The 16,536-nt window shown below is 72.8% G+C and carries 14 protein-coding genes; 6 read left to right on the top strand and 8 right to left on the bottom strand.

The window, feature by feature from the left end; all coding sequences use genetic code 11:
• The first annotated feature begins 139 nt into the window (after positions 1-139).
• From FFT21_RS13735 to FFT21_RS13725, 3 genes are all read left to right on the top strand, one after another.
• Positions 140-802 (top strand): hypothetical protein, encoded by a 663-nt coding sequence (locus FFT21_RS13735; protein WP_137814242.1) that lies wholly within the window; start codon positions 140-142, stop codon positions 800-802.
• 92 nt (positions 803-894) lie between these two features.
• Positions 895-2,865 carry an acyltransferase family protein gene (locus tag FFT21_RS29770; RefSeq protein WP_307722936.1) on the top strand — a complete coding sequence of 657 codons (1,971 nt, stop codon included), beginning with the start codon at positions 895-897 and terminating at the stop codon, positions 2,863-2,865.
• 376 nt (positions 2,866-3,241) lie between these two features.
• Positions 3,242-3,616, top strand: a complete 375-nt coding sequence (locus tag FFT21_RS13725; protein WP_137814240.1) for a hypothetical protein — start codon at positions 3,242-3,244, stop codon at positions 3,614-3,616.
• Here the strand turns inward: FFT21_RS13725 and FFT21_RS13720 are convergent, their stop codons facing one another.
• The 3 genes from FFT21_RS13720 to FFT21_RS13710 form a co-directional block, all read right to left on the bottom strand.
• Positions 3,617-5,641, bottom strand: a complete 2,025-nt coding sequence (locus tag FFT21_RS13720) for a multicopper oxidase family protein (protein ID WP_137814239.1) — start codon at positions 5,639-5,641, stop codon at positions 3,617-3,619. It abuts the gene before it with no gap.
• 95 nt (positions 5,642-5,736) lie between these two features.
• A complete protein-coding gene (locus FFT21_RS13715; RefSeq protein ID WP_137814238.1) occupies positions 5,737-6,405 on the bottom strand; it encodes a response regulator in 669 nt (222 codons plus the stop codon).
• On the bottom strand, positions 6,402-7,586 hold the full coding sequence (locus tag FFT21_RS13710) for a sensor histidine kinase (protein ID WP_307722933.1): 1,185 nt from the start codon (positions 7,584-7,586) through the stop codon (positions 6,402-6,404). The genes FFT21_RS13715 and FFT21_RS13710 overlap by 4 nt, the downstream gene beginning before the upstream one ends.
• A 363-nt stretch (positions 7,587-7,949) precedes the next feature.
• Between FFT21_RS13710 and FFT21_RS13705 the strand changes: the two genes are divergently transcribed.
• Entirely contained in the window at positions 7,950-8,615 is a 666-nt protein-coding gene (locus FFT21_RS13705; protein ID WP_137814237.1) for a polysaccharide lyase family 7 protein, read from the top strand.
• A 147-nt stretch (positions 8,616-8,762) separates the two neighbouring features.
• Complete coding sequence (locus FFT21_RS13700; RefSeq protein ID WP_137814236.1) at positions 8,763-9,278, top strand: pyridoxamine 5'-phosphate oxidase family protein; 516 nt, start codon at positions 8,763-8,765, stop codon at positions 9,276-9,278.
• On the opposite strand, the gene FFT21_RS13695 is transcribed toward FFT21_RS13700, so the two are convergent.
• Together FFT21_RS13695 and FFT21_RS13690 are read right to left on the bottom strand one after the other, a co-directional pair.
• On the bottom strand, positions 9,279-9,563 hold the full coding sequence (locus FFT21_RS13695; RefSeq protein ID WP_137814235.1) for a DUF397 domain-containing protein: 285 nt from the start codon (positions 9,561-9,563) through the stop codon (positions 9,279-9,281).
• Positions 9,564-9,589: 26 nt separating this feature from the next.
• Complete coding sequence (locus FFT21_RS13690) at positions 9,590-10,429, bottom strand: helix-turn-helix domain-containing protein (RefSeq protein ID WP_137814234.1); 840 nt, start codon at positions 10,427-10,429, stop codon at positions 9,590-9,592.
• Between the two features lie 256 nt (positions 10,430-10,685).
• Here FFT21_RS13690 and FFT21_RS13685 point away from each other — a divergent pair, with 256 nt between their 5' ends.
• Positions 10,686-11,102, top strand: a complete 417-nt coding sequence (locus FFT21_RS13685) for a hypothetical protein (RefSeq protein WP_137814233.1) — start codon at positions 10,686-10,688, stop codon at positions 11,100-11,102.
• On the opposite strand, the gene FFT21_RS13680 is transcribed toward FFT21_RS13685, so the two are convergent.
• The 3 genes from FFT21_RS13680 to FFT21_RS13670 all read right to left on the bottom strand — a co-directional run bounded on the left by FFT21_RS13680 (position 11,099) and on the right by FFT21_RS13670 (position 16,367).
• Positions 11,099-12,889 (bottom strand): gamma-glutamyltransferase family protein, encoded by a 1,791-nt coding sequence (locus tag FFT21_RS13680; protein ID WP_137814232.1) that lies wholly within the window; start codon positions 12,887-12,889, stop codon positions 11,099-11,101. The genes FFT21_RS13685 and FFT21_RS13680 overlap by 4 nt on opposite strands.
• Positions 12,890-12,949: 60 nt before the next feature.
• Complete coding sequence (locus tag FFT21_RS13675) at positions 12,950-14,269, bottom strand: UDP-glucose dehydrogenase family protein (protein WP_137814313.1); 1,320 nt, start codon at positions 14,267-14,269, stop codon at positions 12,950-12,952.
• Positions 14,270-14,483: 214 nt separating this feature from the next.
• On the bottom strand, positions 14,484-16,367 hold the full coding sequence (locus FFT21_RS13670) for a cellulase family glycosylhydrolase (RefSeq protein ID WP_137814231.1): 1,884 nt from the start codon (positions 16,365-16,367) through the stop codon (positions 14,484-14,486).
• Positions 16,368-16,536: the final 169 nt, after the last annotated feature.

Here is a 16,536-nt window from a genome sequence, read left to right as displayed (position 1 = left end):
CGATGCCGGTAACACCGGACCGTGACCGCACGACGGTCCCGGTGGAATCGTTTGATCGCCGGCCCGTGACGCGAAGCCCACGCCACGTCCCCGTGTGGTGATCGCGCCGGCCGGCTCGTCCATCGGGGGAGTTCCACTCGTGTCCGACGATGCATCCCGAAGCCCGCTCCGGGTGTTCGGCGCGGTGGCGTTGGTCACGCTGCTCTACGCCGCGTCCACGCTGGCGTGGTGGCTGTGGGGCCGGAACAGCGCCACGGCCAGCGACATCCAGCCGGCGTACCGGATCGGCAAGGCCGCCGAGCCGCTGGAGATCGGCGACATCGGCGGCGCGCCGGAGAACGTCGATCGGGTGCGCAGCCTTTCGGCGCTCGCCGACCGGGACGATCTCACCTCCGCCGAACTCGGCGCCTACCAGGACGGCGAGGGCTCGGACGTGCGGATCGCCGTCTCCGACTACCCCGAAGGCAAGGCCGTGGTCGTGCTCGTCCGGTTGGCCGACGCCCAGCATGCCCGGCGCACCGAGCAGGAACTCGTCGCGCTGCAGCACGGGTACGGGCTGACCGATCTGTCCGCGTCCCGGCCCGGAGTGGCCGTGCTCGGCCCTGGCCGGGACGGTGCGCCGCTGGAACGCGCCGTCTACCGGCACGGCGACGTGGTGGCCAGGATCGAGTTCCGCGGCTCGGACCCGGCGGCGGTCTACACCCGGATGGCCGGCGTGCTGGACGCCGAACTGCGCGCGCTGCCCGCCGACGCCTGGGTCGCGCCGGAACCCGGAGTCCGCGGCCGACCGGGTGCGGCCTGAGACAATCCGCCAACAGCACTAGATCAATCCGTTACCCTGAGCGCGCTCGATCGACTCGCGGCTGGTCGAACCGTGAAGGGGGGTAGGTCGCGCTGGACGACTACACCCAGCCGATCCGCGTCTCGGCGGCCGGCGCGCCGCCGCCCCGGGACGCCGATCCGCCGCGAGGCGCCGACGACGACCGGCCGGCGCAGGCGGACAAGACCCGCATCGCGTTCATCGACATCGGCCGCGCGATCGGTGCGTTGCTCGTCTTCTACAGCCACATCGCCGAGCAGTGGGTGCACAAGCGCAACGACCGGTTCGCGCCGATCGACTGGATCGACGCGCTCACCAGTGTGCCGATGCACATGGCCAAGCAGGGCATCGGGCAGATCGCGGTACCGGTGTTCTTCCTGATCAGCGGGTACGTGGTGACGCCGATCGCGCTGCGCCAGGGGCAGCGACGATTCGCGGTGAACCGGCTGTTCCGGGTCTACCCGCCGCTGATCTTCGTCGTGCTGCTCACCGCGGCGGTGCTCTCCCTCGGTGAGAACCCGCTCGCCACCGGGCAGCTTCAGACGGTCAGCCCGCTCACCCTGCTGACCAACTCGCTGCTGATCAACTACCTGATCTACCCGCAGGTCGTGCTGGTCGGCGTGGCCTGGACGATGATCATCGAGGTCACCTTCTACGTGGTCCTCGTGCTGATGCTGCCGGTGCTGCGGCGCTGGGTGTGGCTGGCGCTGGCCATCCAGCTCACCTTCGTCTTCGTCATGCTGATGACCCGCGGCGTGGCCGGGCCGTCCTGGGCGCTGTTCGCGGTGAACGTGTCCTACCTGCCCATCCCGATCATGGGGCAGATCATTTGGGCGGGATACAGCCGCCGGATCCGACCGTGGCTCGCCGGGGTGTTCCTCGCGCTGGCGTGGTCGCTGTACGTGCTGGCGGACATCCTCGGGCTCGGCCGCATCGACCCGTCCTACAACCTGGCGCTGGCCGTCGCCGTGCTGTTCTTCCTGGTCGGGTTGTTCGCCGAGCCGCGGTTGCGGCAGCGGCGGTTCTGGACCGGGCTGTCCGAGCGCAGCTACTCGCTGTACCTGTTGCACGGCCTGATCGCCTTCGTCACGCTGGACCTGCTGCGGCCGCACGTGCCGTTCGCCGTCGCCCTGGTCGCCGCGGTGGCGGCGACGTTCGGCATGGTGGAGCTGAGCTACCGGTTCGTCGAGCAACCCAGCCACCGGCTGGCCCGGCGGTTCTCCCGCGGCCGGGCCGCGTCGCCACCGTCCATATCGGACGATGCGGTGGACGCGCCGGCCGGTGACGCGCCCTGGCGGGCCGGGCACGACGATGACGCCCCGTGGCGCGCCGAGAACGGCGCGGAGGACCGCCCGGACGGCGCCGGCTGGCCGGGCGCCGAGGACTCGTCGACCACCGCGCTGCCCAGGGTGGCGGAGGCGCCGCCTTCCCCGCCGTACGGGTTCCCGGCGGCCGGCGGGTTCCGGCCGATGAGCGGCGCCCCGCTGGTCGACGACGGTCCCGGGTTCGGCGCGCCGCTCGCGGCCGAGCCCTCGGCGAGCCGGGTGCGCCGCGTGAACTGGCCGGCCGAGCGGGAACCCGCCTGGCCGAGCGAACCGACCTGGCCGCGCGAGGAACCGGACTCGGCGGCGCAGCCCGCGGCGGCAACGCTGTGGCCGCCGGAACGGCCGGCAGAACCGGAGCCAGCACAGCCGCCCAGGTCCACCGGTGTCCCGGCGTCGTCGCCCGGTTTCGGCGGCGCGCAACCGCCGGCCCGGCAGCCCCACCCGGCCACGGGAGCGGTGGACCCGGCCGGCGCCGCACCGCCACCGGCGCTGCCCCGGCGGGGTCGGCACGGGGTGGCCGACGAGGCGGCGACCACGGTCGCCGAACTGATCGCCAGGCAGGCGGGCGGATCGACCGCCGCGGCGCCACCCGGGCGGGACCGGCCAGGCCAGCCGGGCGCGAACGGGTCCGGCCAACCGAGCGCGAACGGGTCCAGGCCGGTTCGGCCGGACGGCGCCGTTTCCGCGCCCACCTGGACACCACCGAACCGCCGCGGCTGACGCCTTTCGTGACATTTCGCGCCGCGATGGTCAGCCGGTCGCAAGAAATTCGGGACGCTCAGTGATCGTCTGATACTCGCCGTGATTGCACACCGGGCCTTAGGGATAATTTAATCGAGTCGGGCTCCCCAAACGCCCCAGTTTGTGCCACCTTGGGATATGGGTTGGTGGCTCCTTCCACACGGACGGAGTAGACACCGGCTCGAACAGCCCAGTGCTGGACACAGTGACACACTCACCGTCGAAGGCTCTGGGACCGCTCACCCGTGGAGGCGACGATGGGGACGCCGGCCAGGACACGGAGGGTCACCGTGACGGGTCGCTATTCCGGTCGTCGCCGCCTCCGGTGACCGACCGGCGAAAAGGTAGGTGTGCCGTGGAGCTCGCTCTGGCCAAGCTCGCCGAGCTACGTGACAAGGGCTTTCGCTTCATGCACCTTCGGGACGAGGCGGGCCAACTCGACCGCATTATGGGCTTCAAGCAGGTGCGAGGTTTCATCGACTCCATCCTGTTCTGGTCGGAGACGGAGGCACGGGCCGGCCGGGTCCCGATCACCCGGGACACCAACCGGCCGGTGCAGGCGGTGTGGATCTACGAGGGTCCCCTGGTCGAGGCGGTGGACCGGCTACTCGAACTGCCCGAGCCCGGCGCCCGGCACGCGCCCACCCTGCTCCGCCGCACGGCGTCCGACCTTGCCCTGGTGAACACGCTGCCGTTCCGGCTCAAGCTGCCGCCCGGCGCGATCGCCTGATCACTCCGGAAGGTTGCCGCTCGCGGTGCCCACCGAGAACGGCGTGCTGACCCCCTCGTAGGCCAGGTGCATGGTCATCCCGGCCGCGCTGTGGGTCAGGTCGTGGCAGTGATCCATCCAGATGCCCGGATTGTCCGCGCGGAAGCCCACGGTGACCGTCTCACCCGACCGAACCAGCACCGTGTCCAGCCACAACGGACTGCCCCGGGCCGGCTCCCCGTCCCTGGCCAGCAGCAGCACCCGATGGCCGTGGAGGTGCATCGGGTGGTCGAACCGGCCGTGGTGCCGGAAGGTGACCCGCACCAGATCGCCCTCGCGCGCGGTGAGCATCGGCACGTCCGGGAAAACCTGCCCGTTCATCGTCCACACGAAACCGAACGAGCCACCGTGGAACCACCACCCCTGGTCCAGGTCCACGGTCTCGTCCCGGTCGAAGCGGCCGCCCAGACCGAACGGGGTCGGCGCCGGCCGCCCGTAGGTCATCAGGTCCAGCTCCGGCCCCGGTGCCGCGGCATCCACGGTGGACCGGCCGTCGGGGCTGAGCACGTAGGCCGGCCCGGACTCGCCGGCCAGCGACAGCCGGACCGGGCGGTCCGGCATGGTCAACTCGACGTCCGCGCGGCCGCCGCCGCCCAGCGGCACCACCTCGTCGCCGAGCGGGCCGGGGGCGTTGAGGTCCTGGCCGTCCAGCGCGGCCAGCCGCCACGTCGCGCCGGTGACCTCGACCTGGTGGGTGTCGTTGTCGGCGTTGACCACCCGCAGCCGCACCCGGTTCCCCGGCCGCACCTGACGCAGCCGCACGCCGTCGTCCGCGCCGAAGGCGAGTTTCTCGCCCCGGTCGGTGTGCCACCGGTGCACCAGCACCGCGTCGTCCATGTCCGCGGTGGCTCCGCCGGCGGGGTCCACCACAAGCAGGCCGAACAGTCCCCGACTCACCTGCTCGTGGCTGATCTCGTGGGAGTGGTACCAGAACGTGCCGGCCTGGTGCGCCCGGAACCGGTAGGTGAAGCTCCCGCCCGGCCGGACCGCGTCCTGGGTCACCCCGGCCACGCCGTCCTCGGCGTTGGGCACATCGATCCCGTGCCAGTGGATGGTGGTCGAGGTGGCGGGAAGGTGGTTGGCCATGGTCACCTCGACCACGTCGCCCTGCCGCACCCGGATCGGGTCACCGGGCAGCCCGCCGCCGAAGGTCCACGCGTCCACCGTGGCCCCGCCGGTGAGCCGAGCCGGGTGCTCCTCGGCGGTGAGGTCGACGTGGTGCACGGGTCCGTCGAGCGGCCCGCCAGTGAGCGTGGTCACGCTGCGTGGCGGCGCGGCGCTCGCGGTCGCGGCATGGCCGTGCGGCTCGTGCATCCCCATGTTCATCGCCACCGGGATGCGCGAGCCGATCACGCCGGTCACTCCGCAGCCGGCCGCGGTGACCAGCAGCAGCACCGGCGCGGCGAGCCGGCCCGCCGCCCTCGGCCAGCGCATTCCCGCGGGCCGACCGCTCATCCGCCGGTCACGCTGCTCCGTGTCGATCGCCACGATGGCGGCCACCGCCGCGAACACCGTCAACGTGCCGGCAAACACCCCACGGTTCGGCACCGCGAGGCCCAGCACGGCGGTCGCGCCGCCGGCCACCGCGAGCAGCCGGGCGGGCAGCGCGAACCGGGTCCTCGCGAGCGCGCTCCACGCCGGCACGGGCTCGTTCCGCCCGGCCAGCCGGCGCAGCGTGGGCAGCGTGCGCAGCGCGGTGAGCGTCACCGGCACGGCAAGGACCAGCAGGTCGACCAGCGGACGCTGGGCGAACGAGGGGCCGGCGAGGAGCATGCCGCCCGCGGCGAGCAGCTTGACCGCCAGCAGCGTGGCCGCCGCCCAGGCGAAGCGCACCCCAGCCCGGGCGGTGCGCCGCACGGCCGGGTGGTCGGGCCGCGCCGGGAGCCGCCGCACCGCGCTCCCCAGGCCGAGCAGCGGGACGAACAGCGCGACGGAGGTGGCGATCTCCGCGACGCAGGCGAGCGGGAACAGCACGCGTAGCAGCACCGTTCACCTCCCCGCGTCCTGGCGCGACCGTCGACAGACCACCGTGCGGAGAGCACTGTCATCGAGCCGTCACAGCGGCGCAGGCACGTGCCGGTTCAGCCGGCGGAACCCGGGGTGACCATGCGGGACTCGTAGGCGAGCACGACGAGCTGGGCGCGGTCCCTGGCACCGAGCTTGGTCATGATCCGGCTGACGTGGGTGCGCGCGGTGGCCGGGCTGATCACCAGATGCTCGGCGATCTCGTCGTTGGACAGCCCGCCGGCGACCAGGGCGAGCACCTCCCGCTCCCGGTCGGTCAGTTCCCGCAACGCGGCCGGGTCCGGCCGGCGGTGCTCGGGGCGGGCGACGAACTCGGCGATCAGCCGGCGGGTGACGGTGGGCGCGAGGAGCGCCTCCCCCGCGGCCACCACGCGCAGCGCGTGCAGCAGTTCCACCGGTTCGGTGTCCTTGAGTAGGAACCCGCTGGCGCCGCCGCGCAGCGCCTCGTAGACGTACTCGTCCACGTCGAAGGTGGTGAGCACCAGCACCTTCACCCCGGAAAGGTCCGGGTCGGCGGTGATTCTCCGGGTCGCCTCCAGCCCGTCGGTGCCTGGCATGCGCACGTCCATCACCACCACGTCCGGCCGGTGCCGCCGGGCGAGCGCCACGGCCGCCTCGCCGTCCGCCACCTCCCCGCACACCTCGAAGCCGTCCTCGGTCTCCAGCAGCACCCGGAACCCGGCGCGCACCAGCGCCTGGTCGTCGGCCAGCACCACCCTGATCACGCGTTACCCCCGCTCACGTCGGCGTCCCCGGTGATCTCGGCGGCGTCGCGCGGGCCGGTGTCCGCGCCCAGCGGGAGCACCGCCCGCACCTCGAACCCGCCACCGGGCGCCGGCCCGGCGGAGAGCCGCCCGCCCAGCGCCTCAGCACGTTCCCGCATGCCGCGCAGCCCACTGCCGGTGCCACCGGGAGCCACGGCGGCCGCCTGGCCGTCGTCCCGGACCGCGAGTTCCAGGTCGTCGCCGGCGCGGGACCACCGCACCGTCACCGTGGTCGCGCCACGGGCATGGCGCACCGCGTTGGTCAGCGACTCCTGCAGGATGCGGTACCCGGCCACGTCCACCGGGGCGGGCAGGTCCCCCGGCTCGCCGGCGACCTCGACGCGCAACCCGGCCGCGCGCACCTGGTCCAGCAGTTCGGCCATCCGGTTCAGGCTCGGCGCGGGCGCCCGGTCCTCGCCGGAGCGCAGCACACCGAGCGTGGCACGCAGGTCCGCCAGCGCGGTCCGGCTCGCCTCCTTGATCGCCAGCAGGGCCTGCCTGGCCTGCTCCGGGCGCCGGTCGGCGACGTGCGCGGCGACACCCGCCTGGACGTTGATCATGGCGAGGCTGTGCGCCACCACGTCGTGCACCTCGCGGGCCACGCGCAGCCGCTCCTCCTCGGCACGGCGCCGCGCCTCCGCCTCGAACCGCTCCCGCGTGGCGCGCAGCGCGGAGTACCGGTTGCGGACCGCCGACCCGGCCGCGACCACGGCCAGGATGCCGAGCAGCAGGCCGCCGAGCCATGGCGCGAGCACCGACGCGTCGCGCAGCAGGGCGAGCACCAGGGCGGCACCCCACAGCGCCACCCCCGCGGCCGCGCCCCGGACCGGCCCGCGCACCAGCGCCACGGTGAACAGCGCGAGCACCGGGAACACCACGTCCGGCCCGCCCGGGTAGCCGGACACGTAGTAGGAGAACGTCAGTGCGGCGGACAGCACGAACACGGCCACCGGGTACCGGCGCCGCCACGGCAGCGGCAGGCCACCGGCCGCCAGCCAGGCCACGCCGAGCGGGTCCACCGGCCGGGCCGCCGGCTGGTGCCACCGGGCCACCCCGACCGTCACGCCGACCACGAAGACCATGAGGGCGAGCGCCAGCAGCACGTCCACCGGCGGCGGCCGTCCGATCCTCTGGCGCAGCACGGCTCGACGCTACGGCAGCGCCGCCCACCTGCACATACGTCACCGGACGCAGTATGCGGGTACGCCGGCCTGCGCATTCCGGACAACCGAAGGACTTCTCCCCGAGGGCGGCGGGGCGGCCGCGTCCCGGTGTCGACTCTGCCGGTGGCCACGGTCGGAACGACTGACGAACATCGTTGACGGTTGACGCAGTTATTGTCTAGTCCAATCCGCGCGGGTATACATCGGATCTGTTCGCGCACAACCTCGGAAGCGGCGCGGAGAAACCGCCCGTTTCCGCTCGATTCACCCGATCACAGTCGGACAAGAGCCGCCGCCATCGGCACGGGGATCACCGTGATGCGCACCGACGGGAGGACAGGCATGAGACGACTGGTCAGGACGGTGGTCGCGGCGCTCGGGGTGGCCGCCGCGCTGGCGGGCGGGACCACGGCGGCACAGGCCGCCGCCACCACGGCGACACCGCAGGCGGCACCCACCGCGGGGCTGACCCGCTACACCGACGACTACACGGTCCAGCACCCCTACGACCTGCCCACCTCGGCGCGGTTCTCGATCAGCGACGGCGTCTACAACACGTGGATTCTCAAGGGCGACAAGCCGCACACGCCGACCAGCAACACCGGGCCCCGTACCGAGATGCGGTGGAAGACGAACTGGACCTCCGGCGAGCACATGTGGGAAGCCGACGTGCTGATCGACCCCGGCACCGAGCACACCTGCATCATGCAGATCAAGTCGAACACCGCGGGTGAGGCCATCTACGTCCAGGTACAGAACGGTGGCGACATCTACCACGGCTCGCACGCCCTGGTGGCCCGCGACATGTGGGGCAAGTGGTTCCACCTGACCGCCGACTACAACCCGTCCACCGGCGCGGCCCACATCTGGATCAACAACAGCCTCGCGTTCACGACCCACTACGCCGACCCGTCCGGCACCGAGTGGTACTTCAAGAACGGCGTCTACAACCTGACCGGGAACAGGTCCGAAACGCACTTCAAGAACATCCGGTTCTGGCACGGATAGGCGCGGCGCTCGCCGACCGCGACGGGGTCCGCCGGTGGGTCGTCAACGGAACGGCCCACCGGCCCACCGGCCCACCGGCCCCGCCGATCCGGGAAGACGGGGAGACCCTGACCGAACCTGTCAGGGTCGGTGGGCAGAGTGCTTGTCATGTACGAAACCCCAGCCGAACTGGACGACCTCCAGGCCCTGCTCGACGCGTCGCTGTCCCGGTCGGGCGAGCACCTGCGGTCGATCATCGTGCCCGGGGAACGCACTCTCGCCGCGCCGGAACTGGTGGCCGCGCTCACCGGCATGTGCACCCTGGCCATCGCCACCGTGACGGCGGCGGGCGAGCCACGGGTGAGCGGCATCGACGGCCACTTCCTGCACGGCCGGTGGGTTTTCGGCACGGCACGATCGGCGGCGAAGGCGCGGCACCTCGCCGCGCGGCCGGCCGTGAGCGTCGCGCACCTGCGCGGCGAGGACCTGGGCGTGTTCACCCATGGCACGGTCGAGGTCCTCAACCCCGAGCACGGCCCGGACGACCCGGAATGGCCCGGCGTGCTGGCCCACCTGACCGACCACTACGGCGAATCACCGCTGAACTGGGGCGAAGTCGTCTACTACCGGCTCACGCCGTCCTGGATGGTCGCCTTCGCCAACCGGGAGAGGCTGGGAACCTGATCAGCCGTGGTCCAGCCGACCCTGCTTGGCGGCGCCGAGCAGCGCACGCCATGCGACGGCCGGCACGACCAGCACCGGCCCGGTCGGATTCTTGGAGTCCCGCACCGCCGCCCCCGGCCCGCCGAACGCCACCTCGACGCAGGCGGCGTTGTTGCCGGCCGTGCTTCGGCTGCTCTTCCGCCAGGCGGCGTCCACCATGCCGACCTCGACACAGGCGGCGTTGTTGCCGGCTCCGCTGCGGCTGCTCTTCCGCCACCGGACGCGAGACTGGTCCACAATGGACATACCGGTCGCCTTCTTCCCGGTTCGGGCTACAGCTCGGCGGCCACCCGCTCGATCAGCGCGATCGACTCGGTAGGAGCCAGCGCGAGCGAAGCGAGGTGGTCGAAGGTCAGCCTACAGCCGGTGACCTCGTCTTTCCGCTCGATATGCACGGAGCCCGAGCTGTGCTCGGCATAGGCCATGTCGGGGTCGTCGGCGTCCGGGAAGCTGAGCACGATGAACATGCCGTTCCAGCCGTCCGGGGCTACCACGAACCGCGAAAGCACCCGCACTGTGACGTTGGGAAGCTCCGAAAGCTGGACGATCCGGCGGAGCTGCGCCCGCCAGAGGGCTCGGCCACCGACGACACGGTGCAGCACCGGCTCGTCGACGACCGCGTGAAACCGCAGCGGCGGGTCGGCGGTCAGGCGTTCCTGGCGTTTGAGCCGAACCGCGACCTGGTTGTCGATCCATCGGCGGGGGTGTTTGATCCGCGAGAGCGCGAAGATTTCCCGGATGTAGTCGGCGGTCTGCAACAGCCCGGGTACGTAGCCGGGCTGATATTCCCAGACCGCGCACGCCTCGTGCTCCAGGGCGATGAAACCTCGGTCGTCCACCCCGTACGCCTGCCACCAGCCCCTTTCCCTGGCGCGTTCGTACATGTCCAGGTAGGGCTGCCACTGGTCGACGGTGAGGCCGTAGACGTCGAGCATGGCGCGCAGGGCGTGGTAGTTGGGCAGTTGGCCCTGCTCGACCCGGCTGATCGTGCTGTCCGTGTAGTTCAGCGCCCGCGCGGCCTCCTCCTGGCTGAGGCCGGTCTCCTCACGCAGCCGGCGCAGCTCGCGGCCGAGTAGCCGCCTGCGTAACGTGGGCCTGCTCCGCTTCGCCACCGAAGCACCTCCCGACCGAAACGATCAAGCACGGTAGGCGCGGGAACGCGCGTGCGGGAATCCCGCGCGTCTTCCCGCCCGCGCGCCGTCCGGTCATTCCACAGTGGACGTGGAGACGGACGTGGCCGGCTTCCAGGACCGTCACCGGATCGAGTGGAGCTGCGTAACGCCCAGGCCCCGACACGCGCGGTGATGACCGTGTGAAGTACCTCATCCCCCGGGTTGCGGAGCCGGCCGGTCGGCGCACCCTGGATACATGCGCCCCGACGACGTGCGAGTCGGCGAAACGTATCGGGTGCATGTGTCCCGGCGTGCCGACGCGGCCCAGTGCCTCACCGGCGATCCCCGGCGCGCCGAGGCCGATCTCGTGCTGCTCTCCTGGTTACTCGGCGGCGCGGAGGACTTCGAGTTGACCGTGACCGCCACCGGCGAGCGGCTGTGCGGGGAGCCGGCCGTCACCGGCATCCGGGTGGACGAGTCCTCGGCGGTCAGCACCCCGCTGCCGCCGGAGACCGCCGAGCGGCTGGGCCTGTCCCGCAGCGTGGACTACCTGGTCCGGGGCGTGCTGGTGGACGCGGCCACGGGCAGGGTGGTGAGCCTGCCGACCCAGCAGACGGTGACCATCCCGGCCCGCTGGCTGGTGCCCCTGTCGTCATCGGGCAAGCCGGCCTAGCGACCCACGGCGTAGCCCTGCATCCCGCGCGGGTTGGCGGCGGCGCGGAGCAGGCCGGTGGCCGGGTCGCGGGAGACCGCGGACAGCCGGCCGAGCGCCCATGGGCCGGCGTCCACCACCCGGTGCCCCCGCTCGGCGAGTTCGGCCACGACCGCCGGGCCGAGCCGGGACTCCACCACCAGTTCGCCGGGCTTCCACGAGCGCGGGTAGAACGAGCCGGGGAACGCGGCGGTGTGCCAGGCCGGGGCGTCGATCGCGGCCTGCAGGTTCAGCCCGCCCACCGTGTGCGCCAGCCAGAAGCACAGTTGCCACTGGTCCTGCTGGTCACCGCCGGGCGTGCCGAAGGCCATGGCACCTGCGCCGTCGCGCAGCGCCAGCGACGGGCTGAGCGTGGTGCGCGGCCGCTTACCGGGGGCGAGCGAGTTGGGCAGCCCGGGGTCGAGCCAGAACATCTGCGCCCTGGTGCCCAGGCAGAAGCCCAGCGACGGGATGGTCGGCGAGGACTGCAGCCAGCCGCCGGACGGGGTGGCCGAGATGATGTTGCCCCACCGGTCCACCACGTCGACGTGGACCGTGTCACCCCGGGTGCGGCCCTCCCGGCTGACCGTGGGCTCGCCGAGCGCGCCCATCACCGCGGGCTCGCCGGCGCCGACACCGCGCTCCGCCACGATGTGCCGGGGCAGCCGGGGTTCGCGCCCGCCGGGGCGGCCGGGGCGGAGTTCCAGCGACGCGGTCTCGCCGACCAGCGCGCGCCGGGCGGCGGTGTACTCGGGGGACAGCAACTCGTCCAGCGGGACGTCGGCGTCGCCGTACCACGCCTCGCGGTCGGCGAAGGCGAGCTTGGCGCATTCGGTGGCGATGTGCACCGTCTCCGCGGTGGGCACGCCGTCCACATAGGACAGATCGAAGTCGGCGAGCAGCAGCAGTTGCTGGGCGAGCACCGGGCCCTGGCTCCACGCCCCGCACTTGGCCAGCGTCCACTCGCCCAGCCGCACGGTCAGCGCGTCCTCGTAGCTGGCCTGCCAGCCGGCCATGTCCGAGCCGGTGAGCACTCCGGCGTGGTCCCGGCCGGAGTCGTCGCGGAACGACCGGCGGCAGAACTTGTCCACCGCGTCCGCGACGAAGCCCTGCGACCAGGCCCGGCGCGCCGCGTCGAGTTGCGCCGCCCGGTCCGGGCCCGCCGCCTCCGCCTCGGCCAGCAGGCGCTCCCAGGTGTCGGCCAGCACGTGGTTGGTGAACCGGCTGCCGCCCGCGGGCGCTGCGCCGCCGGGCAGCCACAGCTCGGCCGAGGTCGGCCAGTGGTCGCGGAACAGGTCGGCCACCGAGGCGATGGTCACGGCGATCCGGTCGACCAGCGGGAAGCCGCCGCGGGCGTAGCCGATCGCGCGGTCCAGGACCTGGCGGAGCGTCATGGTGCCGTGGTCGCGCAGCAGGAGCAGCCAGGCGTCCCAGGATCCGGGCACGGTGGCGGCGAGTAACCCGGTGCCGGGCACCAGGTCGAGCCCGAGGTCGCGGTAGTGGTCGATGGTGGCCCCCGCCGGGGCGATGCCCTGCCCGCACAGCACGCGCGGCTCGCTCTCGCCGGCGGGGAGGAACACCGCGGGCAGCTCGCCGCCCGGCCCGTTCAGATGCGGCTCCACCACCTGGAGCACGAACCCGGCCGCCGCCGCGGCGTCGAACGCGTTTCCACCGTCCTCGAGTACCGCCATCCCGGCCGCGGAGGCGAGCCAGTGGGTGGCGGCGACCATGCCGTGTGTGCCGACGAGTTCGGGGCGCGTGGTGAACACGTTCCCGAACCTAGGCGATCACACCGCGTTCGTTAACCCCGCTAATCAGACGGATTCGGCTCAGCCCGCCGTGGGCACCGGGGCGGCCGGATGCACCGGCGCCGCGCCGACGCCGTGCCAGGACAGGCCGGCCCGGCTCAGCGCCTCGGGGTCCAGGTGGTTGCGGGTGTCCACCACGGCGTCGCCCGCCATCAGCTCGGCCACCCGTGCCCAGTCCAGCCCGCGGAACACCGGCCACTCGGTGAGCAGCACGGTGGCCGCGGCGTCCCGCACGGCCTGGTAGGCGTCCTCGACCAGGTTGATCCCGGACATCTCCACGGTGGGGTCGACGCCGGGGTCGTAGGCGTGCAGTTCGGCGCCCTCGGCGGCGAGCAACTCGGCCACGGCCAGCGCCGGCGAGTCGCGCAGGTCGTTGGTGCCGGCCTTGAAGGTCACGCCGAGCACGCCGACGCGGGCCCCGACCAGCGAGCCGCCGACGGCCTCGCGCACCTTCGCCACCATCCGGGCGCGCTGCCTGGCGTTGGCGTCGATGGTGGCCCGCAGCAGGCCGAAGTCGAACCCGACAGCGTCCGCGACCTGAAGCATCGCCGAGGTGTCCTTGGGCAGGCAGGAGCCGCCCCACCCCGGCCCGGGCGCCAGGAACGCCTGGCCGATGCGCCGGTCGTAACCCATTCCCTCGGTCACGTCCGCAACGTTCGCGCCGAGCAGCTCGCACAACTCGGCGACCGCGTTGACGTAGGACAGCTTCATCGCCAGGAAGCAGTTGGCCGCGTACTTGACCATCTCGGCGCTGGCCGCGTCGCTGATCACGGTGGGCGCGCCGAGCCGGGCGTACAGGGCGGCCACCCGCTCCGCGGCGTCCTGGGAGTCGGAGCCGACCACGATCCGGTCCGGGTTGAGGAAGTCCTGCACCGCGCTGCCCTCGCGGAGGAACTCCGGGTTGCTGGCCACCGCGACGTCGTCCCGGTCCAGCAGGGCGCCCAGCCGTGCGGCGGTGCCGACCGGGACGGTGGACTTGGTCACCACCACGCAGCCCTCCGGCAGCAGCCCGCGCACCTCGTGGATCACCGACTCCACCGCGGCCAGGTCGGCGGCGCCGCCCGCGCCCATCGGCGTCGGCACGCACAGGAACACCACCTCGGCGTCGGCGACCGCGGCCGCCGCGCCGAGCACGAAGCGCAGCCGGCCCGCCGCGATGCCCTCGGCGACCAGCTCGGCCAGCCCCGGTTCCAGGATGTCCACCCGGCCGGCGCGCAGCCGGGTCACCTTGGCGCGGTCCACGTCCGCGCACACCACCCGGTGCCCGAGGGAGGCCAGACACGCGCCGGTGGTCAGGCCGACATACCCGGTCCCGACCACGGCGATCCGCCGGACGAACACACCAATCACCCCGACCTTCCACCGGCGTGGCTCGCCGGATACGCGCTCCGTGCCTGTTCCGGAACGCACGCCATCGCAGGTCAGTCCGGTTCCGGAACAGCTGCCAGTGGTGCGACGGTGGCACCCGCAGATTGCCGGGGGACTAACGACAGGAATCCAGCGGCGGTACGGGCCCCAAAGCCGCTGGTTCCACCCGTCGAGCCGGAAACGCTGGTCAGCCGAATGTGCTGGCCGCCCACCCGGTCAGTTCCCGCTGGGCGGCGGCCCGCGACTCGGCCGGCGGCGCGGGCCCGTTGGTGACCAGCGCGACGTGCACCCCGGTGTCCGATGTGGACAGAAGGAGGCGGTTCACCCCGGCCGGGCCGGGCTCGGCGGCCACCGCCACCGGCGTCCCCCCTCCGGCGTAGCCAGGCAACCCGGTCACCGCGCCCAGGTCGGAGACCACCGTGGTGGCGGCCGGGTCGAACCCCGCGGGCAGATGCAGTTCGGTCGGCGCGGTGGTCCCCGCGCCGCGCCACACCAGCACGCCGAACTGCCCGGTGCCGACCAGCGCGCGCAGGTTCGGCAGGTCGGCCGGGATCTGGTTCCACACCATCTCGGTGCCGCCGTCCCGGGAGCGGTCCTCGTAGCTGAACGCGAGGGTGGTGCCGGCCACAGCGCGCGGGAACACCCGGTCCAGCAACCGGGTGTCCTGGCGGAGTTGGGGGCCGCCGGCGTCCTCGGTGCGCACCGAGGAGTAGTCCTCGCCGTTGAACGCGTCGCCGTCCGTCTGGATCTTGCCCGGGTTGCCGTTCATCGGCTCGTGGTGCCGGCCGCTGTAGACGTCCCAGTGCCACTGGCTGGCGGACAGCGGCGGGCCGGACCGGGCCGCGTCGCGCCACCAGTTCGCCCCGGCGACCCGCGAGTCCAGCGCCTGGTACATGGCCTTGTCCACGCTGGGCGCCTTGTCCGAGGTGAACCCGCCGAGCGGGTGGCCGAACTCGGAGACCAGCGCGGCGGTGCCCAGGTCGGCGGCCCGGTCCCGGATGGTGTTGAACGCGTCCAACTCCTGCCCGTCGCCGGCCTTGCCGGGCATGAGGACCCCGGACTGCGCCCTGGCGTCGTAGACGTGCGCGTTGAACACGTACCTGCTGCCCAGGCCGGAGATCGCGGTGAACCCGCCGGGCTGGGCGACCAGCGGGATGTTGACGTTCCAGAACACCTCGGGCTCCACCAGTTCCGGCCGGTCGACCCAGCCGGCGTCGTCCATCACGCGGCGGAACTGCTGGTAGAACGGCCAGGCCAGGTCGCGTTCCCAGGTGTCCCCGGACTGGCCGGAGTCGTAGTCGCCGGCGTAGGGCTCGTTCAGCGGGTCGACGCCGACCATCCCGGCGAACTGCTCGGCGGACAGGTGCTCGCGCAGGTAGCGCAGGGCCTCCCCGGCCTGGGCGAGGAACTCGTCGCGGATCGCGATCGGGCCGGCCGCCGTGTCCAGCACCCGGTTGTGCCAGAAGTCGTGCAGCGCGGCGCGCACCGCGGCGTTGTTGGTGAGGTTCTGCCCCCACTGCAGGCACGCCACGCAGAACTCGGGCGGGTAGTGCCCGGCGTCGATCACCCACTGCGGCGCGCCGTCGCCGGTGTACCACGAGTCCGGGCGGAACAGGTACCGCGAGTACAGGTCCTCGTGGAAGTCGAGGTAGACCCGGATGCCCTGGTCGCGGAAGGCGGCGACCTGCGCGGCGACCTGGTCCAGGTAGCCGTGGTCGATCTGCTTCGGGACCGGCTCGGTCCGCGCCCAGGTGACCAGGAAGCGCACCGCGTTGGCCCCGGTGAGCCGGCGCATGTCGGCCGCGGCGCGGCCGGCCTGGACGGCGTCGGCGAACGGTAACCCGCCGTGCTCGGCGAGCTTGGCCTCGCCGGAGACGTTGAACCCTCGCAGCACGACCTCCCGGCCGTACCCGTCGCGCAGCACCTGCCCGTCGCCCACCGTGATCCGCTGGCTGGCCGGACCGTCGAACCACAGCGAACCCTGCTGGGCGGCGGCCCGCCCCACACCGAGCGTGCCCAGTAACGGAAGCACCAGCGCCGCCACCCCGGCGCGGGCCAGCCTGCCGATCATGCCAGCGAACCGTAGCCGGAACGATCGCGTTCCGACAGCCCGGATGCGAAATTTCCTCGGACATCGCGGTGGTCAGTGGTCACCCACGGTGGCCGGCCGCCGTCCCCCGGAGGCAGGCCAGAACGGCACGAGCGGCGGACGCGCGAACCGGTCACCGCGGCGCATCGTC

The sequence above is a fragment of the Gandjariella thermophila genome (genome assembly GCF_005405885.1).
In the GTDB taxonomy this organism is placed as follows: domain Bacteria; phylum Actinomycetota; class Actinomycetes; order Mycobacteriales; family Pseudonocardiaceae; genus Gandjariella; species Gandjariella thermophila.
The sequence above is the reverse complement of the archived record's forward strand: the minus strand, read 5'-3'. Positions and strand labels throughout refer to the sequence as shown.

What these genes read in the sequence shown, in the direction of transcription:
- FFT21_RS13685 (WP_137814233.1), top strand. Translation starts at nt 10,686, where the DNA reads ATGCGCCCCGACGACGTGCGAGTCGGCGAAACGTATCGGGTGCATGTG.
- FFT21_RS13695 (WP_137814235.1), bottom strand. Translation starts at nt 9,563, where the DNA reads ATGTCCATTGTGGACCAGTCTCGCGTCCGGTGGCGGAAGAGCAGCCGC.
- FFT21_RS13700 (WP_137814236.1), top strand. Translation starts at nt 8,763, where the DNA reads ATGTACGAAACCCCAGCCGAACTGGACGACCTCCAGGCCCTGCTCGAC.
- FFT21_RS13670 (WP_137814231.1), bottom strand. Translation starts at nt 16,367, where the DNA reads ATGATCGGCAGGCTGGCCCGCGCCGGGGTGGCGGCGCTGGTGCTTCCG.
- FFT21_RS13705 (WP_137814237.1), top strand. Translation starts at nt 7,950, where the DNA reads ATGAGACGACTGGTCAGGACGGTGGTCGCGGCGCTCGGGGTGGCCGCC.